Consider the following 14,589-nt stretch of genomic DNA (forward strand, 5'->3'; position numbering starts at 1 on the left):
AATAAAATCAAGGCGCTGCAGCGCCGCCATTACTTCACTCGTAACCCGGAGGGTTACAAACAACGCCTGCTTTTAGAATGTAACGACAAGCGGGTGCAGTATTGAAGGGTCAAGAACATATTTTGGTGTTGAGCCAAATTTTTTAGCCGAAAAAAAATGAAGCGGCTACGAACCCCGCTATAATTACAAGAATATGGATGCCTGTTCCCTTCCAGCCCAAACCGGTAACAAGATCCACAAGGCTTCCGCTTCCTCCCCGGTGAAAGGAATCATTCATGTTACCAGTGGGATTTCTTTTTAATTCTTCCTGTCTCAGCCTTTCTCTTTTTCTTTCTTCATCTTCTTTGTTTTCGCTCATTTGTGCACCTCCGCTATTATTATGTTTAATCAATGAAAGGGGCTTTTCCTGTTCTGTTGGTGAATATCGAATTTGCTTCTTTCTTGAACTATATTTAAACTCCAGGCATTTATACGTAAAACGCCACATATCCGGACAGAATCATCAATGCGAAAACGAGGAGCGTCATGCCGTACGTTTTCACTTCCACCGCCCGCGCGGACTGCTTCTGAAGCCAATATGGATAAACAAAAAAAGCTACCGGAAGCAAACCAAGGAAAATAGAAAATAAAACGACCGCGATCACACCAAAGATATCTATTGGCGCCCCTCCCCTCACTCTCTACATTCTTAACCCTTTCAATATGTCAGGACTCGTCCTCCTCATGGCGATGCTTTTTACTCCATGTAAAGTCCAAGAAGAGAAAAAAGCAGACCACTGTAAACGAACCAATAAACCCCCAAACCCATTGAAGTCCGGGTAATTGTATGACTCCCAAAAGTGCAATAATAGTAACCGGAAGTAACGAAATCCACATCCATCGAAACAAATAAACCGGTGACTGCTGCATTATACTCCTCCCCATATTAAATATGATCATACGACTGATCACGTACAACCACGGTCTCAGGATTTATACGAATCAGAACCCAGGCCGGGTCGCCCAAAACGTTTGCAAATCGTGAATCCCAATGCTCCGGAGCCCCCATGTATTTGTAAAATAACTGAAAAACCCGTTCACGATCATGAGCAAGAAGAGTGCCACGGCCCCGGATACCTGCGTGCTGAACGAGACCGGTTGCAGGGTTGAAATCCACGATACCAATCGCACATCGGGGTTCGCTTTCAATCCGTCCAGGAAACGAGTCGATTTGCGCGTGCCCAAGGATCCAGATTTCTCTATTTTCCCATAAAAACCATACGGGAGACTCCCGGGGCCCGCCTTCGTGCACCGTAGATAAATGGGCAAATAACGGACGCTGCAAAAGTTCATACATAAGCTTTTCCGGAGCCTTGGGGGTTGAGGCATCACGTAAGATTTTCATCAGATCGTTCCTTTCTTCCTCAGGCTATTCTCGCAAGGAAAACCGTATTTTTCATCCTTAATATTTGTTCCTTTAACCATCAACGCTTTTCAGGCTTTTCCATTCTCTTCTTAATACCCCCATTTTTATGGAATCAAAGAAGTTTCCTTTATATAGCTACATCAAAGCTCGTCACATACACCGCATGGCCGGCGATATTCACATCAACACTATCCTGACGCTTTACGACCTGCACGTGAATCCGTCCATCTCTATTCATCTCCTGCCCCTGCTCCACGGTAAGCTGTAGAGGTGATTGAAAGTGTTCATCAATATACGCCGCCCAATAAGCTCCCATAACTCCTGAGGCTGTTCCTGTGACAGGGTCTTCCACGGTGCCGGAATACGGGGAGGAAAAGTGCCTCGCATGCATATCTGCCGCTTTATCATAGGTTTCCAGGCAAAACGGATGAACGGACGCTTTCGGCATTTCTGCGAGAACCGATGGAAATGCTGAATTATCAGGCTTCATTTTTTCAAAGCTTCTTAAATTAGCGATCGGCACCAGCAGCGTCCAAGTTCCGGTATTTCCGTAGACGATGGGCAGAGCAGTGCAAATATCATTTTCCTCTATCCCTATCGAAGCAGCCAGAGAAGCCCGGCAGCCATGAAACATTTCAATTTTTGGCGGCGCCTGGGTCATCATCATTGTGTGCTGTTGATGCACAGACGTTTGTATCGTGACGGTCATAATTCCAGCCTTCGTCTCCACCGTGATACGTTCTTTATCACCAAGCAGGCCTTTGCTTTTTAATGCATAAACCGAAGCCAGCGTAGCGTGGCCGCACAAATTCATTTCGTGGCCCGGTGTAAAAAAGCGCAGACGTATATCTGCTGATTTGGAAGATAATACAAAGGCCGTTTCGTTAAACCCGACCTGAGACGCCGTTTTTTGCATCTCCGCTTCTGTCACGTGGTCTCCGTCGAAAACGACGCCTGCCGGATTCCCTTTATAGGGAATGTCACTAAAAGCCTCATAGTGGTGAACCTGAAGTTTCTTCATTTTCTGTCTCCCCGTCTGTTAAAATTTATAGCAGCAGAAGGAAAATACCCGCCTTTGAAACTGACAATTTTACTTATTCTAAATTCAATGCTAAGGAGGCAGAATCATGGTCTTTGATTTGCCAGGCGAAAAACGCATGACTCCTATAGTGGGGATGCTGTACAGTGCGGTTAAAGAAAATAACCAGCGGTTAATATCCATCACTGGAGGGATGACCCAGGACGAACTGGAATATAAAGGTCCATCCGGCAGATTCAACAGCACCGCCCGGCTTATCAACCACCTTACGTACGTGGATGTTCATTGGGTATACCGAATCAAAGGTGAAGATTTTCCACAATACCTGGAAGAATCCTATGGCCCGGCCCGGGATATCCATGGATATATCCCTCTCGTGCAGGGTTATTCCCTGCAGACGCTCTTATCTCATTACGAACAAGTAATCAATGAACTGGCCGATGCCTGCGCCCAGCTGGCCGATCACGATTTAACTGCCATAGTTTCCTTTGGCCATGAAAACGAAAAACAAGCTACAGTACGCTGGGGACTCTGGCACATGGCCGATCACAGCCGGTACCATCAGGCAAACATCAACCTGCTTCGGCAATGGTATGCCCAGTTTTCCTGAATAACAGCTCACTGTTATTTTGTGCAGTTTTGATATATGGCTCTTCATTCAAGAATTTTCACTCCAACTGCGTACGTGACCTCTCCCTCATAATCTGAGCCGGACCACTGAGTATTCATTTCATATATATACGTCCCAGCCTCTTCCGGCAGTTCCAAAGATTTTTTGTCTTCAATTGTTTCAGGTTTTTCCCGTTCTTCCCCGCGTCTCCACCAGCCAACGATTTGGTCCGGGCTCCGGCCGTTCTCAAAACGGATCTCCACCGAATCTCCGCTTTCGGCTTCTATTGCTGGAGGTTCATCAGCGACGGCTTGAAGCCCCGTGCCATCGGTTTGAATGGTCTGCTTCTTTTCTTCCGGCACTTCAATGTTCCATGTACTTGTAACAAAGTGCAGATCATATTCCTTGTCATCAGCAACAGCCATCACATCCGGAGCAGAAGGAGGCACATCCCTGCTTGATTCCTCCACATCTGCCGCACATCCTGCAGGAAGCAATACCGCAAGCAGCAGAAAACTTTTCCATAGCTTCATGTATGTTCCTCCCCGTGGAAAGATGCTTTTAGATGTTCATTTTACTTTATCTTCCCTCTATGATACTTTTTTACAATAAATAGGAAAAGAGAAGATTGTTTGTCTGTTTTTCAGGAAAATTGAATTTTATTGGAGGCTTTTCTTTGGCCACTAAAGTTGTTTTATTTGATTTAGACCAAACACTACTCGACAAACAGAAGACACTGGCGGTTTTTTCTGAATATCAGCACACTCAATTTGCATTGCACCGTTATGCAGATCTGGAGACATTTCAGAATATCTTTGTATCTCTGAATAATCAGCTGTTGCCTAAAACTCTAGTTTATCAGGAAATCGGCCGTAAATGTGGTATTCCGGAGGTGCTTCTCGGGGAGTTATTACAACATTTAAATGAACGCTTCCCGGAATTCAGCGAAGGTTTCCCAGGACTACACAATATGCTTGCAGCTTTACATAAAGAAAATTATAAAATAGGAATTATTACGAACGGCCGTGATTTTTACCAGTGTCACAAGATAACTTCCTTAGCCATTGAACAATATATGGAACTCATCATAACCTCAGACCAGCTGGGTATGCGCAAACCCGAGCCGCAAATATTCCAATATGCGCTGGATTATTTTCAAGTTCGGACTGCGAACACAGTTTTTATCGGAGATCATCCCGAAGCGGATATTTTCCCCGCTAAAGAATTGGGTATGCTTACGATTCACAAAACGACGGCCACTTCTTCCAGTGCTCACGCCAGTACAGATTGCTTAGAGGAGATTCCCCGTATAATCGAGCGCTTGTCCGGAAATGAACCATAAAAAAATAATTGGATAAAGGAGATTTTTCTATGTACGGGCACATTCATCATATCGAGTTTTATGATCTGACCTCGAGCAATCGAAGAACTTTTGGCAGTGGCTGCTGGAGGAGCTCGGCTATCAAACTCATCAGCAGTGGCCGGAGGGGATCAGCTTTAAATTGGCTTCCTCCTACATCGTATTTGTACAGACGGAGGATCGTTTTTTAGATGTTCCCTATCACCGGCGTCGGACGGGCTTGAATCACATTGCCTTTCATGCCTGTTCGAAATCCCATGTGGATCAAATGACCGAAAAGCTGCGGGCAGCGGACATTCCAATTCTTTATGAAGACCTGCACCCCTTTGCCGGGGGAAACGATCACTACGCGGTCTATTTTGAAGACCCTGACCGTATTAAAGTAGAACTTGTGGCTCCATCAGGGAGCTGAATCCCGTCGGCGAAGCAGTATTTGGGCTGCTTCTGTTAAAGCAGCTTTTTATAAAAAAGAACTCCCAATTTTATCAGGAGTTCTTCAAACCAGTTCAGGAAGCTTTATCCGGCTTATCGGCATTTTTGCGTTTATCCTTTGTTTCAATATCTTTTTCCTCCCGGAGTGCTTTAAACAGCGAGTAGACCATCAGTATCATCACAACGGAAAACGGGAGCGCCGAGATAATCATGACGTTCTGCAGCGCATCGATCCCTCCGGAATACAGCAGCACGGCCGCTGTAGCAGAAAGCATGAGCCCCCAGATAAACTTCACTACAGCCGAAGGATTCATTGCTCCGTTGGATGTCTGCATCCCAAGCACAAAGGTGGCGGAGTCTGCCGAAGTAATAAAGAATGAAACAATTAGCAGTAGTGCAATGACGGACATGACTATGCTAAGCGGGTATTGATCAAACACGCCAAAAATCGCTTCTTCAGGAGCCAGTGAAGCAATGTCTGCCATGCCGGTGCTTTGTACGTTCAATGTGGCTCCGCCAAACAGCGAGAACCAGATAAAGCTAACAATTGACGGCACCAGAATGACGCCGATCGTGAATTCCTTCAGGGTGCGCCCTCTCGACACACGTGCAATAAATATTCCTATAAAAGGCGTCCATGAGATCCACCAGGCCCAGTAGAAGATGGTCCACGCATTAATCCACTCTCTTGTACTTTCAGATGTCGGAGCGATCCGAAAGCTCATTTGCGGAAGCGTCTGTATATACGTACCAAGTGTATTCGTGAACAAATTCATGGAAAATAACGTTGGACCGATAAAAAGCATTAAAATAAACAGAATGATTGTTAAATAGATGTTTGCATTACTTAAGGATTTAATTCCTTTATTTAAGCCCGTATACGCCGACACTAAAAACATGGCAGTAATAACGACAATTACAATCAGCTGCATCGTGTAATTATTCGGTGTACCAAACAAGTAGGACATACCGCCGGAAACCTGGGTCACGCCGAGCCCGAGGACAGTAGCAATTCCCGATACTGTGGTAATCAGGGCAATAATATCCACCACTTTTCCACCGATGCCTTTTTCGTTCATAATCGGGCTGAGCATGGCGCTTACCATGCCCGGCGCGCCCCGGCGAAATGTAAAGTAGGCAAAACAGATGCCGGTAACACCGTAGATGGCCCATGGATGTATCCCCCAGTGGAGGAACATGTAGCGCATGGAATCAACAAGCGCCTGATCCGTTCCGATCTCTGCTTCCGGGGCATTTGTCGCATAGTGGGATACTGTCTCCGCCCCGCTCCAAAACACCAGCCCTACTCCCATCCCCGAGCTGAACAGCATCGCAAACCAGGTCGGATAGCTGTATTCCGGCCGGTCCTCCGGCCTTCCAAGACGAATATTTCCATACCTGCTGAAAATAAAATAAACACATAAAAGTACAAATGCTGATACCAGTAAAAGATAATACCACCCAAAATGAGTCGATACAAATGCTCTCACTGCAGAGCTTGCGTTAAAAAACGATTGTGGAATTGCGACTCCGACAACCGCCATAATAAGCAGTATTACCAGGGCTCCATAAAATACAAAGCCTACACTTGGTTTTTGATTATCCACGACGGGGCTCCTTCCTTTTTCAACAGCGGCTAAACCCATGAAACAGACCGCTCAAAAATCTCTCATTAACGTTTAAAATAAGTGATACCCGCCGTAATTTCCGTGTAACCCCCCTGTCTAAAGACCTCCCTGATAAATCAATATCCAGCTAAAGCTTAGGCGTTCTGGATACTTATTAGTTCTGTATTAGATGGAACAGTGAGATAAGTAATAGCCCTGACAATCCAAATAAGCACCACGGCTTTTTTGGAAGCCGTGGTGCTTACAGAACGCATAAAGACGGTTTTCAATTAATTTAATCCAATAGTGGCCTTATTATTTTTCTGAAGGCTCATTCACGAGAATAGGCTTCCGTATTTTTCAGCGTATTCGTAGTAGCCGTAGCGGTACATATACATTGTCTTTTCAATTTCTTCCGCCGTATCAAAATTAATCATGTGCAAAACCAGCTCAGTAAAATCTATAGGGGCTGTGCCATTTGCGGTCACCAGGTTTTTATCTTTAACAGCCTGCTTTTTCATAAACTCTGCATCCGGATGATAGCTTTCGTAGTCCTGCCAAAAGTAAGACGAATTGCCGGTATGCCTGAAATGATTTAAAAATCCATTCCTTGCTAAATAATCTACCGCTCCGCATATGGCACCAACCGGAGTATTTTTAGTGATCGCTTCGCCCACTAAATTAAAAATATCATCGCTTTCAATGCCCCACTTGTTGCCGCCTATTAATACGAGCAAATCGAAATCCGGATGGTTGTTGATTTTATAATCCACCGCTGTTTTAAAGCCTCCGATGGATGTAACCTGCTCATGCAGAGAAATTGTACTAACCGCCCAATCCTTACTTTCATTCAATGTGGCCGACAGGTAAGCGGCTTCCCAGTCAGCATACTCATCTAAAAGCAGAAACAATGCTCGTTTCAAAGTAACCCCCTCCTAAAATTAAATTCAATTAATCGCCGGAAAGATTCATTGGTCCAAACGCCTAATAAGACGCGCCGGGTTTCCTCCCACAAGCGTACGGGCAGAAACGTCTTTGGTAACGACTGCTCCTGAAGCGATAACTGCGCCGTCTTCAATGCGAACGCCTGGATTGATGATGGCTCCTCCACCGAGCCACACATTATGGCCGATCGTCACAGGCGTTCCGTATTCCTGCAGTGTCGCGCGGGACGCTTCCTCCATCGGATGATTTACGGTATATATGTGCACACCCGGGCCCAGCATCACTCCGTCACCGAACGTAATTGGCGCCTCATCGAGCATCACGCAGTTGAAATTGGCGAAAAAATGGTCGCCAAGGTGAATATTATAGCCATAGTCACACCAGAACGGAGGACTAATCCGGGCTTCTTGCCCCATTGTTCCTACGATTTCCTGTAGCAGCTGATTTTTTCTTTCTTTTTCCCGGACACTGATGGAATTATACTCTTCAAGCAGCAGCTTCGCCTCCAGCCGCTCCGCTGCGAGTTCAGTATCGTGCGGCAGAAACAGCTCTCCATTCATCATTTTTTGCTTCTCACTTTTCATTCAGCCACCTCTTTTATTTCCGCTTCTTAAGTCTTGAACACTTCTATACGCCCACTATACCACTGTTCGTTTAATCCGGGAGATTTGTTTTACGGAATGCTCCAGAAATTTCTTTTTCTTTTTAACACATCTGTATTAAAAAAATGATATACTTACATTACTTTCTAAACACCGGGGGTGTACTATGCCAAAACTCATTGACCACGAAAAGAAAAAGGAGCAGATCATTGAATATGCATGGCAGTCCATTGTGAACAGCGGAGCGAAAGGCGCGACGGTAAGAAATATCGCAAAGCTCGCAGATATGACGCCGGGGCAGATCCGCTACTACTACCCTACTCACAGCTCGCTGCTCGATGCAGTCATGAAAAAAGTAAATGATAAAGTTGCCCAAAGAATTCAGGAGATTTTCGGGCAGGAAAATGTCACCGAAAAGGAACGGGTCATTCAGGCAATACTCGCAGTTCTTCCTTTGGATGCTGACCGTTACGCAGATATGGAGGTGTGGATGGCGTTTCAGTACGAAATCCATGCAGCAGGGACGGGTTCCATGGGAGATGAGATACGAATGCTCATTCAAAAATCCCTACAGTACTTAAACGAAAAACAAATGCTGCAGGAGGAGATGCCTGCCGAGCTCACTACCATGCGTGCTCATGCCCTCGTTGACGGCCTGGCCCTGCATAAATGGTTAACCCCTGACCGCATAGATAATACAAATATTATTAAACTGATTCGTACCGAAGTCCATTCCTGGCTTAAGGAGGAGTATAGATGAACTTCATACTGCTGTTGATTATTGGGATCGAAATAGCCTTCTGGCTGGTTATTGCTGCCGGATTAATTATTCGTTACGTGTTTCAAATGCCCAGACTGGGTTTGTTTTTTCTCGCCTTAACGCCCGTCCTGGACCTGGTGCTGCTGGTTGCGGCCTCCGTAGATCTTATGGGCGGGGCAAGATCAACCACGGCTCATGCCATTGCTGCCATTTATATTGCAGTATCCGTTGTTTTTGGCAAGCAGATGATCCGCTGGGCCGACGAACGGTTCAGATATTATATTATGAGGCAGGGTGACAAGCCGCCCAGGCTCTACAGCTATGCCTACTCCTGGAAATACTTTAAGGACTGGGTCAAACACGTATTGGCATATGCGCTGGGAACGGGACTGCTGTGGGCAGTTATTTTTCTTGTTAATAACGCAGACAGAACGGAAGCATTGAGCGGCACGATTAAATTATGGTCGCTCATCGTAGTGATCGATTTAGTTATCTCCATTACGTACTTTATATGGCCGCGCGAGACGAAATATAAAGAAGAAATTCATGAGTAACACGCCCTAAAAATTTTCATGACGATTTATACTTAAATATTATCGTCGCATAGCCTATTACAGAAGCGGCAAGAAACAGCACATGATAGCCAAACGAGACAGCGACAATTCCGGAAAAAATGGACCCTGCCGCCTGCCCCAGGGCAAGCGTTAAAAACGGCAGCCCCAATCCAATGGAGGGGTTCGTCCGGAACACTGAAACGCCCCAAACAATCAGGACCCCGGTGATGAAAACGTAGGAGCTCCCAAACAAAAACGGTGACAAAAATCCAGCCACGGGGCTGCCGGGCCAGCTTCCGAGCAGCAGGGAGGCAGTGGACAGCGTTACTACTGAAAGTCTGAAGGCATTCCCAATGCCAAACCGGTTAATAAAGATGCCGGCGGTACCACCCAATAAACCCGACAAACCGATTATTACCCAGAGCCAGTCTCCCAGATAGGCAGGCACGCCGTCCAAATTTACGATAAAATCTCTCGAAAAGGTCCAGTAGGCTGCCGAAGAGATACCCAGAAGCAGGGAGGCCTGGATCAGCTGGACAGACTGCTTCCACTCCTGCTTCACAAAACCAGCCAAGCTCTTCTTTTCAATTGTTGGCTCGTGGGGGAGCACTTTGTAGTTGGCAGCCAGCACGATCACGGCGATAATCATAAAGATCACATACGTCTCCCTCCAGCTGTCCACCATCATAATCGCGATGGCACCAGTGAAGGCCGTTCCGATGCTTGTACCGGAATTGATCCAGGCGTTCGCCTGGTTCTGCTCCCGGGCTGCTACCGTCGTATTTACAATACTGGCATACGGCGGGGACGATAAGCCCGTACTCATCCCTGCCAAAAATATCCCTGCCCCGAGCCCGACCGGAGTTAAAGAAACGGAGATCACGCCAAGGCCAATAATCGACAACAGTCCCGCTGCCACCAGCATGAGCCTGGAGGCCACCTTCCGGGAAAACATCATCGCTGCTACTATCGCTATACAGTACGCCACATAGGACATAGAAGAAATGATTCCACTCGTGGATTGGGTCATATTGATTGCTTCATTAATATAGGGAAGCATCAGCCCATAGCTGAACCGTGACAGCCCGTAGGTCACCGCAATCATCGGCAGGCCGGCAAGAATTAATTTATTTGCGTTCATGTTCTTTCGCTCCTTTTTATTTATTGATCGTTCATTCAATAAATGATTAAAAAATAAGAGCCATCAGCATTAAATGATGCTCTTTTCCATATCTATTCGTTGACCGCCTGCATGCTTTTCGCCAAATCGAATGCCGATTTTTCTACTTCTTCCATCTCCAGAATTTGAGCCATGGACGTAGTTCCTTCCAGTATCATGAACAGCTTCATTTCGAGCGTTTTAGAATTATTAAAGGGCTTGATGTCCCGCTCAATTTTATTTAACAGGGTTGTTTTATGCTCTTTACTCATAGCAGTAATCTCTTCGTTAACTCCCTCATATTCCTGCTTCGCTCTTAAGAACAAACATCCATTAAAGCCGTCCGTTTTCATCCAGTCTACGTGGGCCTGGATCAGTGATTCCGCGTATACGGTGACACTATCTGCTCCATCCGTTTTTTCTTTTATAAAGTCGAAATACCGTATTTCCCTGCGCTTTAATATTTCTATAATCAACACTTCTTTGGACTTAAAATGATAATACATCGTCATTGGCGCCACTCCGACTTCATTTAATATACTTTTGACCCCGACAGCATGAAACCCGTTTTGATAAAAGAGATCTTCTGCGGTGTTCAATATAACCTCTTTTTTCGATGCCGCTTTCATAAATCGACCTCCTTTCATTTATTGAACGTTCATTATAATAAATCGTAACATATTCTACCGTGAAATGTTACTTTATTGTTTTTTCTTTCTAATTTTTTCTGCCGTATCATTTAAAAATTCATCTATATTATATTCCTTGTAATCATCCCGAATTTCAGAGATGACCATGCTTTTCGCTTCCTGCTCTGTTTTTCCTTCCTTCATTAAACCCAGTAGCTTATCATTATAAGCTCTCTTGTAATCTTCTTCACCCTCGGAAATATTTTCAGCATCCCCGCCCCAGATAATACCGACAATTTCTTCTAAAAACTCCCGATATTCCATATCGCTTCCCCCTTTTCGTATAATATTTTATAATTCAATTATACTTTACCCTTTCAAATGTAAGTTGAAGAAATTTTTATACAAAAGTGAAGCGTATTAAAAAAGACTGGCTCTTGATGTACATAGAGACAGTCCTTTACGTATTCACGATTTAAAAACGTGCTTTACCATAAGCACCCAAAAGGGGATAACAATGATAAGAAGTAAAACAATAGCGATCGCTGAGAATAGATTGGAAATGAACGAGTCTTGGACAATCATTAAATAGATATTAAAAAAAATTACAGCCGTGAGAAAAATTCCTCCAATGACTGATCCGGTATTCATTGTTTGTTTCAATTAAACACCCCCAACTATAGAAAAGAACGAACCCTCACCAGGTTCGTTGTATTCGTTATGAAAAATTCCAGGAAATCCAGCAGCGGCACAGCGATGTTATGTTCTATTCTTATTCATTATAGCATCTGCCTGCCTTTTGATTAAGAAATAACCATTGAGGATGAAAATAGTTTACCCTGGAGGGCAGGATCTGAATCATCGTGATGAGAGCTTCAAACATTATGTAGGTTAAAAGTCTTAGCTCTTTAAAAAATATTGTATTATATTCTACATTGGTTTTAATATGTAATTTTTCATTTTCATCACGAACCGTCATCAAGAAGCACCCGTCAGTAAAAGGAATGATACCGTGCCCTCGACAAAATATAACAGCAATTCATTATCACAAACATACAGCAAAATCGAAAAAGCTCTTGGCCGCCGGGAAGCAGCCGTTCACTATTCAATGTACTATTGCTACCAGGAAGCCCTCAAACGCCGGGAACTGGTAAACAATAAATGGTTCGCCTGCCACATTTCCACTATTGCCGATGAGACTGGATATTCCAAAAGACAAGTCAAGCGTGCGACCCGTAAACTCTGGCGGAAAAAGTGGCTGAAAATCATGGATTTAGAAGGCTATCAGACTCCTTTATACCAATGGCTTGATGACTCGGTGGACTCAATTCTGGAACTGGTCAGCTATCCATCAAAAAAGGTCTATCTCGCAATTCAAAGGGAATACACCTATCAAAACGGGTTTCACAACTATGTACTGGACGGATGGTTTGAGCATTCCATCAAACAAGTCGCTGCATCTGCCGGCTTGTATCAGGTTGAAACCAATTTTTCAATCAAGGAGCTGAAAAGAAACGGACTTTTGGAGCAGAAAAATATTGGGATCATTAATTATTTCCGGTTGTCCAAACGCTAATTGCTCCGTTTGTTCTTTTTTCCATAAACATGAATGCCGATGGCTTACCTAATCATTATATTAATGATTTCCCAACAATATGTTAAGCAGGAGCAGCCGGTATAATTGTTATTTTCTGTTTTATAAATTCCCAGTATTTATTCTCATAGAAGGTAATAGCTTCTTCATTTATATTGGATTTACGATTAATGATTCTCTTTTCTTCTACGCTTCCCTGCTTCCACTAGCGTGTGAGTAACGTAAAATAATCCAATACCAACAAAAACAATAATGAATAAATTTACTGCAATACTCCATAAACCATTTACTGGTAAATACGAAAACAGCCAGGCCACCGGGAGCAAAAAAATAAGATCGTATGTATTAATTTGAGCAAAGGTATATTCAAGAGTTTCCTGTTCCTTATCTCTCATATTTGACTGCCCCCTGTTTTAGCCTGATTTTTTTAATTATGAAAAACGGCTGCTGACTTCGGACATCTCTGTACATATGCAAGTAAATAACTGACGAACAAATTTTATTATCATTCATTAATTTGATCACCGCGGATAGGATTGCAGCCGTTCTCAAACCTCATACGGATAGATTTCCTCTGAAGAAAATCCGCCCGGGTCGACAGCTGCATGTGCAGATGGGCCTCTGATGAATTGCCCGAGTTTCCGCATTTTCCTATCAACTGTCCTATTGAAACGCGTTCACCCTCCTGCACCAGAATAGAACCGGGCTGCAGGTGAGCCAGAACGCTGTACTCCTCGGAAGCATGATGAATAACCACCACATTACCGGCCAGCTTCTCTTCATTCATGACTCCCGGCTCGTTGTCCGGAATTCCATCCACAATCGCAGCTACAGTACCCTCTGCCGGCGCATAAATTGGTTCCCCATACGCCGCATAGTGCTCATTTCGTGCCGGCGATTTTTCATAGGTTTTACCTTCGTTTTGAATCACTAGATCATACGCATAGCGTTGGTTGGATAAGGGGTGATGAGCGTTAGCCAGAGGATGGTTTCCACCCCAGACGATTGTCCATCCTACCCCCGGTTGTACCGGCCAGCGATACTGTTGCCTGGATTCCTCCTTTTCGCCAATGGGATCAATAGCTACGGGGATCATAGCCAAGCCGTGTATGATGTATTCATCATCCATGTATACATCAATCGCCCGTTCATTCCGGTCATCGTTCCAAACATACTGCACTAAATGTTCGTCTATTTGATATGAAAACAGAAGACTGTATGCTGTTACCCCTTTATTGAAATCGGCTGCCATTTTCTGAAATTCTTCGCTGGCAGCAAGCCGCTTAAAATAGTTCGTAGTTTGCTCGTAAATGCGAACAAAATCGCCGCGCAGAAACGAATTTCCAAACTCCTGAGGCGGTATTGGATCATCCGGAAATGTAGACGTCATGATGCCTTCCTCCTGAAAAGTCATTTTGCGGTTCGTATTACTAACCATCAAGCTATTCCTTTGGGGCACTTATCCAGGAAGTGCCCCAGGCAGCCGTCAGAATAAAGACTACTATCAACCCAGCGGATATAATCGGCTTTCCTAATTCATAACCGAGTCCCAAATATCCAGCTATAATTGCCACCAATAGCAAAGAAACCGGCGTTATCATTTGCTTTCCCTTCATTTTTGATTCCCCCAATTACCAACAACTTCTATTCTTTATTCCTTCATCATATCAGGAGTCAGTAATAGAAGGAATATTATGGATAATATTTATTTCGAATTAGAAAACTTATTTCTTTTGACTTTGCCTGCAAGCTTTTTTAGAAAATCGATATGGATCATTATATGATAGTAGGTATTTTGTCGTTCGAATTAAAAAAGGGGACCGTCAATAATTTTGTGTAAACGGCCCCTGTCCTTTTCCAGCCGTAAAGTTACCCCTGCTGTTGAAACATGTC

Annotated in this window: 20 protein-coding genes and 1 pseudogene; 6 read left to right on the forward strand and 15 right to left on the reverse strand. The window is 44.3% G+C overall.

The window, feature by feature from the left end; translation table 11 throughout:
* Positions 1 to 142 precede the first annotated feature (142 nt).
* From ACTTK7_RS16175 to ACTTK7_RS16195, 5 genes are all read right to left on the reverse strand, one after another.
* Positions 143 to 358: a DUF6366 family protein gene (locus ACTTK7_RS16175; protein ID WP_462869128.1), complete on the reverse strand. Its 216-nt coding sequence runs from the start codon at positions 356 to 358 to the stop codon at positions 143 to 145.
* Positions 359 to 467: 109 nt separating this feature from the next.
* Positions 468 to 677, reverse strand: coding sequence for a hypothetical protein (locus ACTTK7_RS16180; protein ID WP_462869129.1), 210 nt, complete (start codon positions 675 to 677; stop codon positions 468 to 470).
* A gap of 28 nt (positions 678 to 705) precedes the next feature.
* Entirely contained in the window at positions 706 to 909 is a 204-nt protein-coding gene (locus ACTTK7_RS16185; protein WP_462869130.1) for a hypothetical protein, read from the reverse strand.
* Between the two features lie 16 nt (positions 910 to 925).
* Positions 926 to 1,384 carry a pyridoxamine 5'-phosphate oxidase family protein gene (locus tag ACTTK7_RS16190; protein WP_462869131.1) on the reverse strand — a complete coding sequence of 153 codons (459 nt, stop codon included), beginning with the start codon at positions 1,382 to 1,384 and terminating at the stop codon, positions 926 to 928.
* A 148-nt stretch (positions 1,385 to 1,532) separates the two neighbouring features.
* Complete coding sequence (locus tag ACTTK7_RS16195) at positions 1,533 to 2,426, reverse strand: PhzF family phenazine biosynthesis protein (protein ID WP_462869132.1); 894 nt, start codon at positions 2,424 to 2,426, stop codon at positions 1,533 to 1,535.
* A 106-nt stretch (positions 2,427 to 2,532) separates the two neighbouring features.
* On the opposite strand from ACTTK7_RS16195, the gene ACTTK7_RS16200 reads away from it, so the two are divergent.
* The gene (locus ACTTK7_RS16200) at positions 2,533 to 3,054 is read left to right on the forward strand and encodes a DinB family protein (protein ID WP_462869133.1); all 522 of its coding nucleotides are present in this window, start codon (positions 2,533 to 2,535) and stop codon (positions 3,052 to 3,054) included.
* A gap of 44 nt (positions 3,055 to 3,098) precedes the next feature.
* On the opposite strand, the gene ACTTK7_RS16205 is transcribed toward ACTTK7_RS16200, so the two are convergent.
* On the reverse strand, positions 3,099 to 3,587 hold the full coding sequence (locus ACTTK7_RS16205) for a hypothetical protein (RefSeq protein WP_462869134.1): 489 nt from the start codon (positions 3,585 to 3,587) through the stop codon (positions 3,099 to 3,101).
* Between the two features lie 143 nt (positions 3,588 to 3,730).
* Between ACTTK7_RS16205 and ACTTK7_RS16210 the strand changes: the two genes are divergently transcribed.
* The gene (locus ACTTK7_RS16210) at positions 3,731 to 4,396 is read left to right on the forward strand and encodes an HAD family hydrolase (RefSeq protein WP_462869136.1); all 666 of its coding nucleotides are present in this window, start codon (positions 3,731 to 3,733) and stop codon (positions 4,394 to 4,396) included.
* Between the two features lie 29 nt (positions 4,397 to 4,425).
* Positions 4,426 to 4,826, forward strand: a pseudogene (locus ACTTK7_RS16215) (VOC family protein).
* Between the two features lie 94 nt (positions 4,827 to 4,920).
* On the opposite strand, the gene ACTTK7_RS16220 reads toward ACTTK7_RS16215, so the two are convergent.
* From ACTTK7_RS16220 to ACTTK7_RS16230, 3 genes are all read right to left on the reverse strand, one after another.
* Positions 4,921 to 6,453 carry a BCCT family transporter gene (locus ACTTK7_RS16220; RefSeq protein WP_462869137.1) on the reverse strand — a complete coding sequence of 511 codons (1,533 nt, stop codon included), beginning with the start codon at positions 6,451 to 6,453 and terminating at the stop codon, positions 4,921 to 4,923.
* 335 nt (positions 6,454 to 6,788) lie between these two features.
* A complete protein-coding gene (locus tag ACTTK7_RS16225; protein WP_462869138.1) occupies positions 6,789 to 7,376 on the reverse strand; it encodes a type 1 glutamine amidotransferase family protein in 588 nt (195 codons plus the stop codon).
* A gap of 45 nt (positions 7,377 to 7,421) precedes the next feature.
* On the reverse strand, positions 7,422 to 7,982 hold the full coding sequence (locus ACTTK7_RS16230) for a sugar O-acetyltransferase (protein ID WP_462869139.1): 561 nt from the start codon (positions 7,980 to 7,982) through the stop codon (positions 7,422 to 7,424).
* 184 nt (positions 7,983 to 8,166) lie between these two features.
* Between ACTTK7_RS16230 and ACTTK7_RS16235 the strand changes: the two genes are divergently transcribed.
* The gene (locus ACTTK7_RS16235) at positions 8,167 to 8,760 is read left to right on the forward strand and encodes a TetR/AcrR family transcriptional regulator (protein WP_462869140.1); all 594 of its coding nucleotides are present in this window, start codon (positions 8,167 to 8,169) and stop codon (positions 8,758 to 8,760) included.
* Complete coding sequence (locus tag ACTTK7_RS16240) at positions 8,757 to 9,314, forward strand: hypothetical protein (RefSeq protein ID WP_462869141.1); 558 nt, start codon at positions 8,757 to 8,759, stop codon at positions 9,312 to 9,314. The genes ACTTK7_RS16235 and ACTTK7_RS16240 overlap by 4 nt, the downstream gene beginning before the upstream one ends.
* A 16-nt stretch (positions 9,315 to 9,330) precedes the next feature.
* Here ACTTK7_RS16240 and ACTTK7_RS16245 read toward each other — a convergent pair whose 3' ends face one another.
* From ACTTK7_RS16245 to ACTTK7_RS16255, 3 genes are all read right to left on the reverse strand, one after another.
* Positions 9,331 to 10,455, reverse strand: coding sequence for an MFS transporter (locus ACTTK7_RS16245; RefSeq protein WP_462869142.1), 1,125 nt, complete (start codon positions 10,453 to 10,455; stop codon positions 9,331 to 9,333).
* A 92-nt stretch (positions 10,456 to 10,547) separates the two neighbouring features.
* Positions 10,548 to 11,102, reverse strand: a complete 555-nt coding sequence (locus tag ACTTK7_RS16250; RefSeq protein ID WP_462869143.1) for a TetR/AcrR family transcriptional regulator — start codon at positions 11,100 to 11,102, stop codon at positions 10,548 to 10,550.
* Positions 11,103 to 11,174: 72 nt separating this feature from the next.
* On the reverse strand, positions 11,175 to 11,426 hold the full coding sequence (locus tag ACTTK7_RS16255; protein ID WP_462869144.1) for a hypothetical protein: 252 nt from the start codon (positions 11,424 to 11,426) through the stop codon (positions 11,175 to 11,177).
* A 688-nt stretch (positions 11,427 to 12,114) separates the two neighbouring features.
* Between ACTTK7_RS16255 and ACTTK7_RS16260 the strand changes: the two genes are divergently transcribed.
* Positions 12,115 to 12,678: a hypothetical protein gene (locus ACTTK7_RS16260; RefSeq protein ID WP_462869145.1), complete on the forward strand. Its 564-nt coding sequence runs from the start codon at positions 12,115 to 12,117 to the stop codon at positions 12,676 to 12,678.
* Positions 12,679 to 12,863: 185 nt separating this feature from the next.
* Here ACTTK7_RS16260 and ACTTK7_RS16265 read toward each other — a convergent pair whose 3' ends face one another.
* The 3 genes from ACTTK7_RS16265 to ACTTK7_RS16275 form a co-directional block, all read right to left on the reverse strand.
* Positions 12,864 to 13,091: a DUF6007 family protein gene (locus tag ACTTK7_RS16265; RefSeq protein WP_462869146.1), complete on the reverse strand. Its 228-nt coding sequence runs from the start codon at positions 13,089 to 13,091 to the stop codon at positions 12,864 to 12,866.
* A gap of 110 nt (positions 13,092 to 13,201) precedes the next feature.
* Positions 13,202 to 14,086, reverse strand: coding sequence for a M23 family metallopeptidase (locus ACTTK7_RS16270; RefSeq protein WP_462869147.1), 885 nt, complete (start codon positions 14,084 to 14,086; stop codon positions 13,202 to 13,204).
* A gap of 52 nt (positions 14,087 to 14,138) precedes the next feature.
* Complete coding sequence (locus tag ACTTK7_RS16275; RefSeq protein WP_462869148.1) at positions 14,139 to 14,312, reverse strand: hypothetical protein; 174 nt, start codon at positions 14,310 to 14,312, stop codon at positions 14,139 to 14,141.
* Positions 14,313 to 14,589: the final 277 nt, after the last annotated feature.

The sequence above is a fragment of the Marinococcus tarijensis genome (assembly GCF_054971385.1).